The sequence below is a fragment of the Marinobacterium aestuariivivens genome, assembly GCF_042661465.1.
Lineage (GTDB): Bacteria > Pseudomonadota > Gammaproteobacteria > Pseudomonadales > Balneatricaceae > Marinobacterium_A > Marinobacterium_A aestuariivivens.
On the sequence record NZ_JBHSWE010000001.1, the window covers coordinates 2,365,369 to 2,378,477 of the forward strand.

At 61.6% G+C, this 13,109-nt stretch carries 13 protein-coding genes, 1 tRNA gene and 1 pseudogene; 5 read left to right on the forward strand and 10 right to left on the reverse strand.

Annotation, left to right across the window (positions count from 1 at the left end; translation table 11 throughout):
• Positions 1–103: 103 nt before the first annotated feature.
• The 6 genes from ACFQDL_RS12260 to ACFQDL_RS12285 all read right to left on the reverse strand — a co-directional run bounded on the left by ACFQDL_RS12260 (position 104) and on the right by ACFQDL_RS12285 (position 5,618).
• Positions 104–376: a cytochrome C oxidase subunit IV family protein gene (locus tag ACFQDL_RS12260; RefSeq protein WP_379909255.1), complete on the reverse strand. Its 273-nt coding sequence runs from the start codon at positions 374–376 to the stop codon at positions 104–106.
• A gap of 3 nt (positions 377–379) precedes the next feature.
• Positions 380–964 carry a cytochrome c oxidase subunit 3 family protein gene (locus ACFQDL_RS12265; protein ID WP_379909256.1) on the reverse strand — a complete coding sequence of 195 codons (585 nt, stop codon included), beginning with the start codon at positions 962–964 and terminating at the stop codon, positions 380–382.
• A gap of 63 nt (positions 965–1,027) precedes the next feature.
• Positions 1,028–1,747, reverse strand: coding sequence for a CbbQ/NirQ/NorQ/GpvN family protein (locus ACFQDL_RS12270; protein ID WP_379909257.1), 720 nt, complete (start codon positions 1,745–1,747; stop codon positions 1,028–1,030).
• A 106-nt stretch (positions 1,748–1,853) separates the two neighbouring features.
• Positions 1,854–3,680 (reverse strand): nitric oxide reductase activation protein NorD, encoded by a 1,827-nt coding sequence (locus ACFQDL_RS12275; protein ID WP_379909258.1) that lies wholly within the window; start codon positions 3,678–3,680, stop codon positions 1,854–1,856.
• A gap of 50 nt (positions 3,681–3,730) precedes the next feature.
• On the reverse strand, positions 3,731–5,155 hold the full coding sequence (locus tag ACFQDL_RS12280) for a cbb3-type cytochrome c oxidase subunit I (RefSeq protein ID WP_379909259.1): 1,425 nt from the start codon (positions 5,153–5,155) through the stop codon (positions 3,731–3,733).
• 16 nt (positions 5,156–5,171) lie between these two features.
• On the reverse strand, positions 5,172–5,618 hold the full coding sequence (locus tag ACFQDL_RS12285; RefSeq protein ID WP_379909260.1) for a c-type cytochrome: 447 nt from the start codon (positions 5,616–5,618) through the stop codon (positions 5,172–5,174).
• A gap of 190 nt (positions 5,619–5,808) precedes the next feature.
• On the opposite strand from ACFQDL_RS12285, the gene ACFQDL_RS12290 reads away from it, so the two are divergent.
• The 3 genes and pseudogenes from ACFQDL_RS12290 (at position 5,809) to ACFQDL_RS12300 (ending at position 7,347) form a co-directional block, all read left to right on the forward strand.
• On the forward strand, positions 5,809–6,450 hold the full coding sequence (locus ACFQDL_RS12290) for a GAF domain-containing protein (protein WP_379909261.1): 642 nt from the start codon (positions 5,809–5,811) through the stop codon (positions 6,448–6,450).
• Positions 6,342–7,071: pseudogene (locus ACFQDL_RS12295) on the forward strand (sigma 54-interacting transcriptional regulator); the annotation flags it as partial. The gene ACFQDL_RS12290 and the pseudogene ACFQDL_RS12295, both read left to right, overlap by 109 nt.
• 129 nt (positions 7,072–7,200) lie before the next feature.
• Complete coding sequence (locus ACFQDL_RS12300; protein WP_379913046.1) at positions 7,201–7,347, forward strand: helix-turn-helix domain-containing protein; 147 nt, start codon at positions 7,201–7,203, stop codon at positions 7,345–7,347.
• Between the two features lie 383 nt (positions 7,348–7,730).
• Here ACFQDL_RS12300 and ACFQDL_RS12305 read toward each other — a convergent pair whose 3' ends face one another.
• The 3 genes from ACFQDL_RS12305 to pyrE form a co-directional block, all read right to left on the reverse strand.
• On the reverse strand, positions 7,731–8,954 hold the full coding sequence (locus tag ACFQDL_RS12305) for an MFS transporter (protein WP_379909262.1): 1,224 nt from the start codon (positions 8,952–8,954) through the stop codon (positions 7,731–7,733).
• Positions 8,955–9,385: 431 nt separating this feature from the next.
• Positions 9,386–9,461: transfer RNA gene (locus ACFQDL_RS12310), tRNA-Phe, on the reverse strand.
• A gap of 71 nt (positions 9,462–9,532) precedes the next feature.
• A complete protein-coding gene (gene pyrE, locus ACFQDL_RS12315; RefSeq protein ID WP_379909263.1) occupies positions 9,533–10,180 on the reverse strand; it encodes an orotate phosphoribosyltransferase in 648 nt (215 codons plus the stop codon).
• A 167-nt stretch (positions 10,181–10,347) separates the two neighbouring features.
• Between pyrE and ACFQDL_RS12320 the strand changes: the two genes are divergently transcribed.
• Positions 10,348–11,124 carry an exodeoxyribonuclease III gene (locus ACFQDL_RS12320; RefSeq protein WP_379909264.1) on the forward strand — a complete coding sequence of 259 codons (777 nt, stop codon included), beginning with the start codon at positions 10,348–10,350 and terminating at the stop codon, positions 11,122–11,124.
• 44 nt (positions 11,125–11,168) lie between these two features.
• On the opposite strand, the gene rph is transcribed toward ACFQDL_RS12320, so the two are convergent.
• Positions 11,169–11,939, reverse strand: a complete 771-nt coding sequence (gene rph, locus ACFQDL_RS12325; protein ID WP_379909265.1) for a ribonuclease PH — start codon at positions 11,937–11,939, stop codon at positions 11,169–11,171.
• A gap of 271 nt (positions 11,940–12,210) precedes the next feature.
• Between rph and ACFQDL_RS12330 the strand changes: the two genes are divergently transcribed.
• A complete protein-coding gene (locus tag ACFQDL_RS12330; RefSeq protein WP_379909266.1) occupies positions 12,211–13,074 on the forward strand; it encodes a YicC/YloC family endoribonuclease in 864 nt (287 codons plus the stop codon).
• Positions 13,075–13,109 lie beyond the last annotated feature (35 nt).

A 13,109-nucleotide genomic window follows, 5' to 3' on the forward strand; every position in this document is an offset into this window, starting at 1 on the left:
AGTAGCGCACTCGAGCCGATCAAAACAGAGGCATTCATGGCAGTCCCCTCCCTTGTGGTTACTGCTTAGGACCTCAGAGGGGGAAGGCCGTTCCGGATTCGGGTTAAAGCGTCGTCAGCCGTGCCAGCTCCTGCGGAAACAACAGAGCCAGAGCGATCAGTGGCAACAGTACATAGAAGTAGGCCAGCATCGGGGCACGAATGCCCCTGTGGCTTTGACGCAGGGCCATCAGGTTGTCGATGACCAGTTGCCCTTTGATGATCACGGTGCCGCATACCAGCAACACCAGTCCAGAGTGCGGATCGGAGCTTTCGGCGATCAACGCACTGCTGAGCGTCAGCAGGATCAGCAGACGCCAGCTGTTCAGGTCGCTCATGTTTCACCCCATTACATAGACAAGCGGGAACAGGATAATCCAGGCCAGATCGATCATGTGCCAGTAGCAGGCACCGTTCTCGAGGCCTTCGTGGTCTTCGGCATCGTAGCTGCCGCAGGCGGTGCGCAGGGTCAGCCAGCTCAGCGTGGCCATCCCCACCAGGACGTGCAACAGGTGGTTGAAGGTCAGGTAGTAATAAAGTGTGAAGAAAAGATTGCTACGGGCATGTATGCCGGATGCCTCGTTCCACAGATATTCCCATCCCTTGATCCCGCAGTAGAGCGCACCGCAGGCAATGGTCAGTCCGAGCCAGCGGATGCAGCGACGGCGGTCATTGCGCCGGATGGCCGACATGGCCCGGGCAATGCAAAAGCTGCTGCTGACCAGCACCAGGGTATTGAGGGTGCCGGCCAGGGTATTCAACTGACTGGGACCGGCTGCGAACAGTTCCGGATTGTGCGCCCGGGTCACCAGGTAGATCAGGAAGAAGAGCGCAAATTCGCTCAGCTCCGCATAGATCAGAACCCATACCGCCACGCTGCCCGGCATCTGGCGGACGGAGGTCGGGCTGATTGTCGTCGCTGTCATGATCGGCTCAGAAATAGCTGCTGATCAGCCGCTCGATGGCGGCCAGGGTTTCACTGTCATCGCTCAGAGGCTCCGCCGGCAGGCGCGACAGGCATCCCCGACAGGAGTGCCGGATCCGATCATCAGCGCGCAATAGATCAACAGGCGTGTCGAGGCCGCTTCCTCCAGATCCTGGTCCTTGAGACGGCGCAGGTCATTGCCAAGCGCGACCAGCTGGGTTGCGGTCTGCTTGTCGATTCCGGCTTCCTGACAGAGGATCACCACCTCCCGCTCCGGTGTCGGGTAGTCGAAACTGAGCGCGACGAAGCGCTGCCGGGTGCTGGGCTTGAGGCCTTTTATCAGGTTCTGGTAACCCGGGTTGTACGAAATCACCAGCATGAAATCCGGATGCGCCCTGAGCAATTCGCCGGTGCGGTCGATCGGCAGTTCGCGGCGGTGGTCGGACAGCGGGTGCAGCACCACGGTGGTGTCCTTGCGGGCTTCGACCACTTCGTCGAGGTAGCAGATCGCACCTTCGCGTACGGCACGGGTCAGCGGACCATCCTGCCAGTAGGTACCGTCGGCGCCGATCAGGTGACGGCCGACGAGGTCGGCGGCGGTCAGGTCGTCGTGACAGGCGATGGTGATCAGCGGCCGATTCAGCTGTTCGGCCATGTGCTGAACGAAGCGGGTCTTGCCGCAGCCGGTGGGGCCTTTCAACAGCACCGGCAGCCGGCTCCCGGCGGCATGACGAAAGAGTTCGACTTCGTTGTGCTGTGGCAGGTAATGGATGCTGTTTGTCATAACGATGGCTCCGGTGGGGCTCGGTTGGCCCCGGTCAGATTCAGGTGCAGTTCCGGTGGTGGGCAGGCGACAGCATTGGCTGCCGCCTTCCTTTGCCGACCGGGGTTCAGCTTGCCCCCGTAAGATTCAGATAAAGACGTGGCAGCAACATGGGCAGGCGACTCAGGTCGCTGACCAGTGCATAGCCCTTGTCGCCAAAGAGAAAAGGAAGATAGTCATTGCCTTTGTCATCGATCGTGATGCAGAACGGCTGCAGGCCCAGGGCGCGGGCCTGCTGTACCGCATGGCGGGTATCCTCGATGCCATAGCGTCCCTCGTATTGATCGATATCGTTCGGCTTGCCGTCGGACAGGATCAGCAGCAGCCGCTGTGCACTTTTCTCCTGGGCGAGGATGTCCGCCGACTGGCGGATGGCCGCCCCCATGCGGGTGTAGAAGCCCGGCTTGATCTGCTGCAGTCGTCCCCGTACCGCATCGCCGTAGGTTTCGTTGAAGTTCTTCAGCAGGTGATAGCGCACCTGCTTGTTGCGGATCGACGAGAAGCCGTAGAGCGCGAAGCGATCGCGGGAACTGCTGAGCGCCTCGGCGAACAGCGTCATGCTGTCGCGAATCACATCGATCACGCGCTGCTCGTCATTGAGGCCCGCATCGGTCGACATCGACAGATCCGCCAGCAGCAGGCAGGACAGGTCCCGCTGATTGGGCCGGCGCTGACGGTAGCAGGCTCCCGGTTCCAGGCCGCGCTGCTCTTCGGTCAACTGATGGAGCCAGGCATCGAGATCGAGCTCCTCACCCTGCAATTGGCGTTTCAGCCAGCTACGTTCCGGTCGCAATGTACTGAAACGGTTGCGCAACTGGCGCGCGGCCGGTCTCAGTGCTTCCGGCAAAGGCGCCGGTGCAGCCTCGTCGGCGAGCATCGGTTGCAACAGGCAGTGATCGGCTTTCAACTGCTGGCGGCGGTAGTCCCACTCCGGCAGGCGGATGCCGTCGCCCAGCGCCAGGTCGTCGTTCTGCGGCGCCGGCAGATCCAGGTCGAAGCGCACGCGCGCGGAGCCGGCGCGGCGCTGGCGCGACAGTGTAATGATGTCCAGGTCCTCGGCGGCGCCGAGGTCGTCGTCGAGGTTTTCTTCCTGACAGCGGTCCAGTTCGACCTGCTCGACACGGCTGAACAGGCTCTCGAGCTGAAAGATCAACAGCCCGTCGGTCTGTTTGCGGTCATCGAGACGACGGGCGGTCCGGCGTACAGTACCGGCTTCCTCCGGTGCCTGTGGTGACTGCTCCGCCGACTCGCCGGAGTCTTCGTCGCAGGCATCGACCGAAAGCTCCCGCAGCGGTGCCGGGTAGAGCCAGAAAGGCACCGGCCAGGCATCGCCGGGGGCCCGGGGCAGCAACTCCACCGAGCCCGGCTGCAGCAGGGCGCGTCGAATCGCCTGCTCGCGGGTCCAGGCGTCGGCCTGGAGCTGGTCCTGGCCCGGACGCAGCAGCAGGCTGGCTTCGACCATCTCCCGATAGCGCTTCGCCAGGCCGGGCCGGGTCTCGAGCAGCAGCCGACAGGCCCGCTGGTTGTCGCGGAACCAGTGACGGAATCGAGGCAATACCGCGGCCATGGCCGTGAGCCAAAGATAGAGTGACTCATTGAGTTCGCGCTCCGGAAAGAGAGCGACTGCCGGCGGCAGTCGCAGGCTGCGCGCATCCTGCCAGCTGACCGCATGGCGCCGGTGACTGCCGGCAATACGCTGAATCAGCTTGCGCGGTGCCCGGAACGGCCGAGCTTCCGCGGCTTCAAGCAGCTTGCCGGTTTCACCACCCAGCGCGCGATAGAAGGGGGCCAGCTGAGGCTGGATATCCGCCAGCTCGACCCGGGCGTCGGCGAAATCGGTTGCCGATTGCCGCGTCACCAGTCGATGCCAGATGCCCCCTACAAACTCTTCCATGGCTCACCTCGAGAAAAATTGAAGGGCGGGAGCAGGGCTCCCACCGGGTCTCAGTTGCAGCTGCCGCAGCAGACGGCCTTGGCCGGCTTGGCGCCGCTCTCCACGGTTACCCGCTGGCCGACGAAGAAGCTGGCGAGATAGGCCACCAGTCCCAGCGCGAACACCACTCCGAAGGCTTCGCGAACCCAGAAGATCGGGATCAGCTTGGCCTGGGTGTTCATGAAGCTCAGCGCGCCGACTTCGGGCAGGCGCTGCAATGCCACCTGCCAGGCGCCGGCGACGGTCAGGGCCAGGGTGATGCCGATCATGCTGGCGCACATGGTCCAGAAGGCGAAGATCTCCAGCTTCTGCGACAGCGCGGAGTTGCCCTGTGGGCGACCGCGCATGATCGGCATCGCATAGGAGATGATGCAGAGCACGATCATCGCGTAGGCGCCGAAGAACGCCAGATGGCCGTGTGCCGCGGTGATCTGGCTGCCGTGGGTGTAGTAGTTCACCGGTGCCAGGGTATGGATGAAGCCCCAGACGCCGGCGCCGAGGAAGGCCATGACCGCGGTACCCAGGGCCCAGAGAGTGGCGGCCCGGTTGCCGTGCTGGTGACGACGCTGGCTGACCACGCGGAAGGCGAACAACACCATCATGAAGAAGGGCACCGGCTCCAGCGCCGAGAAGATGGAGCCGAGCCAGAGCCAGTACGGGCCGGGGCCGATCCAGAAGTAGTGGTGACCCATGCCGATCAGGCCGGAGATCAGCGCCAGGGCAATAATCACGTAGAGCCATTTCTCGATCACTTCGCGGTCGACGCCGGTGACCTTGATCAGCACGAAGGCCAGGATGGCACCGAGGATCAGTTCCCAGACGCCCTCGACCCAGAGATGCACGACCCACCACCAGAAGAACTTGTCCAGCACCAGGTTGGACGGGTTATAGAAGGAGAACAGGAAGAACACCGCCAGCCCCACCAGGCCGGTGATCAGCACCATGTTGATGACGGTCTTGCGGCCCTTGAGGATGGTCATGCCGATGTTGTAGATGAACGCCAGGCAGACGATGACGATACCGATCTTGGTGATGGTCGGCTGCTCGAGGAACTCGCGGCCCATGGTCGGCAGCAGCTCGTTATGGGTGAGCTTCGCCAGTTCCGCATAGGGCACCAGCAGGTAGCCGAGAATGGTCAGGGTGCCGGCGGCGGCAAAGACCCAGAACGTCACCCGGGCCAGCCAGGGACTGTGCAACTCGGTGTCGCACTCCTCCGGCACCAGGTAGTAGGACGCGCCCATGAAGCCGAACAGCAGCCAGACGATCAGCAGGTTGGTGTGTACCATCCGCGCGACATTGAACGGGATATAGGGGAACAGGAAGTCCCCGACGATGTACTGCAGGCCCATGATCAGGCCGAACAGGATCTGGCCGACGAAGAGCATCAGCGCAAATATGAAGTAGGGCTTGGCGACCCCTTGGGATTCGAATTTCATCCAGGCATCCTCCGGCTCAGCCTTCCCTGTTGGGTGGCCAGTCGTTATCGTTGATACGCGAGGTCCAGATCAGGAAGGCCGAAAGGTCGTCGACCTGCTCGGGGCTGAGGTGGAACTGCGGCATTTTGCGCCGACCCTCGGTCGGCATCGGCTGCATCTTCATCCAGGCCTGCATGAACTGGCCGAAGGTCTCTTCGCTGCCGTTGCCATAACGGTCGTAGACGTTGGCCAGTTCCGGCGCGAAATAGGCGCCTTCGCCCATCAGACTGTGGCAGCCGATGCAGTTGTTGTCCTCCCAGACCGCCTTGCCGCGGGCCACCGATTCGGTGATGTTTTCGCGATGGTCACGCTCCGGCAGCTCGCGCAGGGTGTCCAGCGTCAGCCCCAACAGCAGCAACAGAAAGAAGAAGCCGCCGCCATAGTAGATATTGCGGGCCATCCCCTTGGTGAAGATCTCGGTCATGCCGGTCCCCTCCTTATGGTGATTGTGATCGGATGCATAAAAGCGTCCCTCTGCGGTTAGTATTGGTCGTACCCTAAGACAGCAAAGGTTGTGCCATTTTTTATATCATTGATTTTTAAAGATAAAATAAATCATGTTGTTCTAATGACAGCAATGCTAAGGTTGTTCTATTAACAACAAGGTTATCTTAATGACAACATCGAGTTTCAGTGAAAGCCTGATCGGCATTGTCGCGGACCTGTCACGGGATCTGCCGGTGAGCCAGCGTTACCGACGATTGCTAGAAGCGATGCTGCGCCTCTTTCCCTGCGATGCGGCGGCGCTGCTACAGCTCGAGGGCGAGCAGCTGAAGCCGCTGGCGATAGAGGGCCTGAGCGATGACACCATGGGGCGCCGCTTCCGGATCGATGAGCATCCACGGCTGGCTAAACTGCTGCGCTCGCGCGAGCCGGTCAGGTTCGCCGCCGACAGCCCGCTGCCCGATCCCTATGACGGTCTGGTGGAGACCCTCGACCATCAGCTGCATGTACATGACTGCATGGGGGCGTCGCTCTATATAGACGAGCGGCCCTGGGGCGTGCTGACCCTTGATGCGCTGCAGCCCGAAACCTTCGACCGCATCGATCCGGTCGAACTGCGCACCTTCATCGGTCTGACCGAGGCGACGGTCAAGGCGGCGGCGCGCATGGCGTTGCTTGAAGCCGGGCGGAGCGCGAGCACCAGGTGGCCCGGGCGCTGCAGGAAGAGGGCAGGGCCCCCGAGATCATCGGCAGCAGCCCGCCGATTCGCCGGCTGCAGGAGGAGATCTCGATCGTCGCCCGTTCCAGCCTGACGGTGCTGGTGCAGGGCGAGACCGGCGTGGGCAAGGAGCTGGTGGCGCGTCAGGTGCACGGCCAGTCCGATCGTACCGAACAGCCGCTGGTATACGTCAACTGTGCCGCGCTGCCGGAAAGCATTGCCGAAAGCGAACTGTTCGGTCATGTGAAGGGCTTTCTCCGGTGCCGTCAGCGACCGGGCCGGCAAGTTCGAGATCGCCGACAGCGGCACCCTGTTCCTCGACGAGATCGGCGAGCTGCCGCTGTCGATCCAGGCCAAGCTGCTGCGGGCACTGCAGAGCGGCGAGATCCAGAGGGTCGGCAGTGACCGCCACCTGCGGGTCGATGTCCGCATCGTCGCCGCCACCAACCGGGATCTGCAGCAGGAAGTGGCCCAGGGCCGCTTCCGTGCCGACCTCTATCACCGGCTGTCGGTGTATCCCGTGCAGGTCCCGCCGCTGCGCGAACGGGGTCGTGATGTGCTGCTGCTGGCGGGCTATCTGCTCGAAGCCAGTCAGCAACGCCTAGGCATCCGCGCCCTGCGGCTGGCCGCCGAGGCCAAGCAGGCGCTGCTGGACTACAACTGGCCCGGCAACGTGCGGGAGCTCGAGCATCTGCTCAGCCGGGCCGCCCTCAAGGCCCGGTCGCAGAAACCGGGGGATACCGTGATCCTGCAGCGCCAGCACCTGGACCTGGAGCCGCTATCGGATACGGAGCAGTCGGTGCCTGCACTGCCCGGGCGGGAGGAGATGCCGCAAGGTATGGCGATGAAAGAGGCCCTGGACCGGTTCCAGCGGGATCTGGTCGTTCGGCGGCTGGATGAGCATAACGGCAATATGGCTGCCGCCGCGCGCAGCCTCGGTCTCAACCGCAGCAACTTCTATCGCCTGCTGCAGCGCCTGGACCTGCGTTAAGGCCATGGACGGCCTGTAGACAGAAAATGCAGGAGCAATTTTCTGCTAAGGCCATGGACGGCGGAAGGTCGCCCCGCCTGTAGACAGAAAATGCAGGAGTAAACGTCTGCTCAAGCTGTGAATAAGCTGTGTGGATATGGAGCCGGTCTGCCGCTCCATGTTGTCCACAGACAGGATTACGCCCCTCCGGTCCAAGCCGTGATCAACTTTATCGGCGTCAGTATTCCCGGGCCCTGGCATCCGGTTCGAAGTGCTTGTTACAAGCTTGTGCACAGCCTTGTTCAGGGTTTCTGTGGGCAGTTTTTAAGTATTCACAGGGCGGAGTTATCTACAACCCGATTTATTCACAAAACGGGCTGTAGTGCGGTCACCAGGGACCTCGATCAGGCTGTGCCGGCCTGCACCTGCAGCCGCGCCACCGGACGTTCGTCCAGGACAACATGAATCAGGGCCGTGGCCAGCGCGATGACGGCAGCCGACCACCAGACGATGTTGTAGGTGCCGGTTTCATCGTAGAGATAACCGCCGATCCAGACGCCGGTGAAGGAGCCGAGCTGGTGGTTCAGAAAGACGATGCCGTAGAGGGTGCCCATATAACGGACGCCGAACATCTGGGCGACCAGCCCGGAGGTCGGCGGTACGGTCGCCAGCCAGAGAAAGCCGGTGGCAATCGAGAACAGGTAGACCGAGGTAGTCGTCAGCGGTGCGACCATGAAAAGGGTGATGGCGACCGCACGCAGGGCATAGATGATGCCCAGCAGCTTTTTCTTCGAATACCGACCCGACCAGCTGCCGAACAGCAGGCAGCCAAAAATATTGAACAGCCCGATCAGTGACAGGCTGGTGACCGCGACACTGGCATCGAAGCCATTGTCGGTCAGGAACGCCGGCATATGGACGGTGATGAAGGCCAGTTGGAAGCCGCAGACGAAGAAGCCGGCGATCAGCAGCCAGTAATGGATATGGCCACGAGCTTCCTTGAGGGCCTCCGATAGCGTCTGCGGAGGGCCATCCAGAGCACTGTTCGCGGTGCTGCTGGCGTCGTTGCGGAACGGGCCGGCCAGCAGCAGCATGGCAAGGGCGCCGCCCGCCAGCAACAGCAGCGCTGTCTGCCAGCCGTAACTGGCAATGAAGGCCTGGGCGACCGGGATCACCAGCAGCTGGCCCGCGGAACCGGCCGCGGTGCCGAGCCCCAGTGCAAAGGCCCGGCGCTCCGGCGCGACCATGCGTGCCAGTGCCGGCAGCACCACACCGAAGCCGGTGCCTGCGATGCCCATGCCGACCAGAATGCCCGCGCCGGTATGCAGAGCCCAGATACTGTCGGCATTCGCCGTAACATAAAGCCCCAGCGCATAGGCAACGGCGCCGCCGAGCAGCGCCCGGAAGGTGCCGAAACGATCTGCAATCGCGCCGGCGATGGGCTGGAACAGTCCCCAGCACAGGTTCTGCAGTGCCAGCGAGAAGGCGAAGATCTCCCGACCGTAGCCGAACTCGGCCGAGATCGGTGGCATGAAGAAGCCCATGGACGAACGCAGACCGAAGTTGATCGCGAGCAGTACGCAGGCAAAGGCCACGAAGAGGCTGAGCAGTTTTACAGGTCTGTGCATGGTTCCGGGATCCAGCAGGAAGATCGTAGGGGGATGCGCGGGCAAGATGGACTATGTTAACGCTATATCGGTCTGGCTGTCAGGCGTCTGCAGTGTTCGATGAGAGCGTAACCTGGAATAAGCCGCAGGCGAATTCCGGGGACCGGCACGCACGGCATTTCCGCCGTCCCTGACGGTCAGTGCGCCCTGCAGTGCTCGATGACGCACCAAATCGTCGGGAACGATTTGGCATATCGTCGCTTGCGACGATAACCCGAAGGGCGAAGGCCATGGATGGCCTGAGTACAAATTTGTCGGGAACAAATTTGCGCGTCAGCCCGAAGGGGCAGCCACAGGGACGTGGCTGACAATCGAACCGGTTCGATGACGCACAGCGGTCGATCCGGCAACAAAAAAGCCCCACTGGCAACAGCGAGGCTTTCAAGTATAAGTGGTGCCCGGAGGCGGAATCGAACCACCGACACGGGGATTTTCAATCCCCTGCTCTACCGACTGAGCTATCCGGGCAACAACGGGCGCCAATTAAACACTCATGCCAGGCGTCTGTCAATGGCGGGGCCCCGGCTTTTTGCGGGCGCTCAGCCTTCGATGCCGTACTGCTCGCGGTAAGCCCTGATCGCCGCGATTTCCTCCTCCATGCCGCCTTTCTCCTCGAGATAGCTGACCACGTCGTTCAGGGTCACGATGCTGGCGACCGGCATGCCGTAGTCGCGCTCGACTTCCTGGATGGCCGACAGCTCGCCCTGGCCACGCTCCATACGGTTCAGAGCGATGACGACACCGGCGGGCGTGGCGCCGGCCTGCTCGATGATCTGCATGACTTCGCGGATGGCGGTGCCGGCCGTGATGACATCGTCGATGATCAGCACCCGGCCCTTGAGCTCGGCGCCGACCAGGTTGCCGCCTTCGCCATGGTCCTTGGCTTCCTTGCGATTGAAGACATAGGGCACATCGCGCTGGAAATCGGTCGCCAGTGAAACCGCTGCGGTGGTGGCCAGCGGGATGCCCTTGTAGGCCGGGCCGAAGAGGACATCGAACGGGATACCGGAATCCTCGATGGCGGCCGCATAGTATTTGCCCAGCTTGGCGAGGGCCTCTCCGGTGTTGAACAGGCCGGCATTGAAGAAGTAGGGGCTGGTTCGGCCGGATTTGAGGGTGAATTCGCCGAAACGCAGCACGCCGCGCTCGATGGCGAACTCGATAAAGGCTCTCTGGTAGTCCTGCATGGGGCTCTCCGCACTGAAATCTGATCGGCGCCTATGATATCAGCGTGCAGAGCGCCGCTCTATGGCGATTGTGACCTGAAGAAATTTCAATTTCGGCCGCTAACCTATACAATCCCTTCTTTGATTTCGACCATTGTTTTATTGCGCGCTTTACAGGACCGAAAGACATGCGTGTCATCACATTCAATACTCAGGGTATTGAACAGGCTGCCGACAAAGGCTTTTTCGATTGGATGGTACAGCAGGATGCCGACGTGGTATGCCTGCAGAATCTGCGCGCGAAGGAATATCAGCTCGACGCCGAGCGTTATCATCCGGAAGGCTACCACGCCTACTTCTTCGATGCGTTCGAAGACGGCTACAGCGGCGTTGCCATCTATACCCGGGAGCTGCCCAAGGCGATCATGACGGGGCTCGGCTTCGAGCTCTGCGATTTCCACGGCCGTTTCATCCAGGCCGATTTCGACAAGGTCAGCGTGGCCTCGATGTCGATTCCATCGGGTCTGAAGAGTCCGGAAGCCCAGGCCAACAAGGAAGAGTACCTCGAACTCTTCATGGGGCATCTGAAGAAAACGCTGCGCAAGCGCCGCGATTTCATCTTCTGCGGCACTTTCCATATCGCCCACAAGGCAATCGACCTGAGCAACTGGTATGTGAATCAGAGTGTCTCGGGCTTCCTGCCCCAGGAGCGGGAGTGGATGGAAGAGGTGCTCGGCGACATGGGCTTCGTCGATGCCTTCCGCCGCGTCAACAAGGCCGAGCGTCAGTACAGCTGGTGGCCGGACTACAATCGCGCCTGGTCGCTGAACGAAGGTGCGCGTCTGGACTATCAGATCACCACCGCCAATCTGCGCAACAGCGTCAAGGCGGCCCGCATCTACCGCGACGAGCAGTTCTCGCAGCATGCGCCGGTGATCATCGACTACAACATCGGCGGCAAATAAACAAAAAAGGGAGCTAAGCTCCCTTTTTGTTGTCTGCGTCCGGGTTATTTGGCCAGTGCGGCTTTCTGAGCCTCGATCAGCTGGCGGATTCCCTTGCGGGCCAGGTCCAGCATCGCATTGAGCTCGTCCTGGGTATAGGGCTCGCCCTCGGCGGTGCCCTGTACTTCGATAAAACCGTCGTTTTCCGTCATGATGACGTTCATGTCGGTATGGGCCCTGGAGTCCTCGGCGTAGTCGAGATCCAGTACCGGGTGGCCCTCGTAGATGCCGACCGATACCGCCGCCAGCATATGCTTGACCGGGTCGCCCTTCATGGCCCCGTGCTTGTCCTTCTTCAGCACATTGATGGCATCCTGCAACGCGACGTAGGCCCCGGTGATGGCCGCGGTGCGGGTGCCGCCATCGGCCTGCAGCACGTCGCAGTCGATGGTGATGGTGTTTTCACCAAGCTTGTTCAGGTTCAGGGCGGCGCGCAGAGAGCGGCCGATCAGACGCTGGATCTCGACGGTGCGTCCGCCCTGCTTGCCGCGGGCCGCTTCGCGGTCGGTGCGGGTATTGGTGGAGCGGGGCAGCATGCCGTATTCGGCCGTAACCCAGCCCTGGCCGCTGCCACGCAGGAAGCGCGGCACACCACGGTCGACGGAGGCGGTACAGAGCACCTTGGTATCGCCGAATTCGACCAGTACCGAACCTTCCGCATGTTTGGTGAAGTTGCGCGTAATCCTGATCTCGCGCATCTGGTCCGGCTGACGCCCGCTCGGACGCAGCTTTTTAAGTCCCAGGTTCTGCAGCTGTTCGGAGATGCTCGAACTCATCGTCGTCTTGTACCTTTATCTTTGGGGAGCCCGGCGGTGCAGGGCAGCCTGTCGGACTTAACACGGATCTACTGCGGCGAAGCCGATTTTGGTCTTTTTTTGTTCTCTTTTTCATTAAATAGAACCACTATTCGCTTTAAAAGAGCTCAAAAACCGTCTCAAAACGGACTTCACCTCGCTACGATCGGTCAAGCTCCGCCAGGCTGCCAGATATCGGCCGGGCTGTTAGAATGGCTTTCCGAACAGCCAATTCTAATCGAGATCGGACGACATGACACGCAGTATGACGGCCTTCACCCGCCAGGAGACCCAGAGCGACTGGGGCAGCCTGGTCTGGGAAATTCGCTCGGTAAACCATCGATATCTGGAACCCCACCTGCGCCTGCCGGAGAGCCTGCGTGAACTCGAGGGCGCGCTACGCGAACAGCTGCGCAAATCCCTCAGCCGCGGCAAGGTCGAGTGTACCCTGCGTTTCGTACCGGAGACCCAGCAGCAGACCCTCAGTGTCGACCGGGATTTTGCCGCGCAGCTGATCGCGGCGGCTCAGGACCTGCGCACGCTGATGACCGACAGCCAGCCGCTGAACCCGCTGGAAGTCCTGCGCTGGCCCGGTGTCATGCGTGAAAGCGAACTCGATATGGAGGCTGTGAAAAAAGCCTCGCTGGCGCTGTTCAGCCAGGCGCTGAAGGATCTGGCCGAAGGCCGCAGCCGGGAGGGCGCGGAGCTGGCCCAGCTGATCGAAATGCGGCTCGACGGCATCGAACAGGTCGTCGCCCAGGTTCGCAAGCGCCTGCCCGAAATCCTCCAGGCCCAGCGCGACAACCTGCGCAGCCGCCTGGCCGAACTGCAGGAAGAGCTGGACGAAAACCGCCTCGAGCAGGAAATCGCCCTGCTGGCCCAGAAAGCCGACGTTGACGAGGAGCTGGACCGCCTCGGCACCCATGTCCAGGAAGTGCGTCGCGTACTGAAGCAGAAGGACCCGATCGGCCGCCGCCTCGACTTCCTGATGCAGGAACTCAACCGCGAAGCCAACACCCTGTCGTCGAAATCCATCGTCGCCGACACCACCCAGTGCGCCGTCGAACTGAAGGTGCTGATCGAGCAGATGCGGGAACAAATTCAAAATATCGAGTAAAGCTTCTCGGAGCACTGGGTTCAGCGTTGTCACGC

Coding starts and splice junctions, on each gene's coding strand:
- pyrE (WP_379909263.1), bottom strand. CDS start 10,180: ATGCAGGACTACCAGAGAGCCTTTATCGAGTTCGCCATCGAGCGCGGC.
- ACFQDL_RS12270 (WP_379909257.1), bottom strand. CDS start 1,747: ATGACAAACAGCATCCATTACCTGCCACAGCACAACGAAGTCGAACTC.
- ACFQDL_RS12265 (WP_379909256.1), bottom strand. CDS start 964: ATGACAGCGACGACAATCAGCCCGACCTCCGTCCGCCAGATGCCGGGC.
- ACFQDL_RS12285 (WP_379909260.1), bottom strand. CDS start 5,618: ATGACCGAGATCTTCACCAAGGGGATGGCCCGCAATATCTACTATGGC.
- ACFQDL_RS12275 (WP_379909258.1), bottom strand. CDS start 3,680: ATGGAAGAGTTTGTAGGGGGCATCTGGCATCGACTGGTGACGCGGCAA.
- ACFQDL_RS12300 (WP_379913046.1), top strand. CDS start 7,201: ATGAAAGAGGCCCTGGACCGGTTCCAGCGGGATCTGGTCGTTCGGCGG.
- ACFQDL_RS12305 (WP_379909262.1), bottom strand. CDS start 8,954: ATGCACAGACCTGTAAAACTGCTCAGCCTCTTCGTGGCCTTTGCCTGC.
- ACFQDL_RS12330 (WP_379909266.1), top strand. CDS start 12,211: ATGACACGCAGTATGACGGCCTTCACCCGCCAGGAGACCCAGAGCGAC.
- ACFQDL_RS12290 (WP_379909261.1), top strand. CDS start 5,809: ATGACAACATCGAGTTTCAGTGAAAGCCTGATCGGCATTGTCGCGGAC.
- rph (WP_379909265.1), bottom strand. CDS start 11,939: ATGAGTTCGAGCATCTCCGAACAGCTGCAGAACCTGGGACTTAAAAAG.
- ACFQDL_RS12320 (WP_379909264.1), top strand. CDS start 10,348: ATGCGTGTCATCACATTCAATACTCAGGGTATTGAACAGGCTGCCGAC.
- ACFQDL_RS12280 (WP_379909259.1), bottom strand. CDS start 5,155: ATGAAATTCGAATCCCAAGGGGTCGCCAAGCCCTACTTCATATTTGCG.
- ACFQDL_RS12260 (WP_379909255.1), bottom strand. CDS start 376: ATGAGCGACCTGAACAGCTGGCGTCTGCTGATCCTGCTGACGCTCAGC.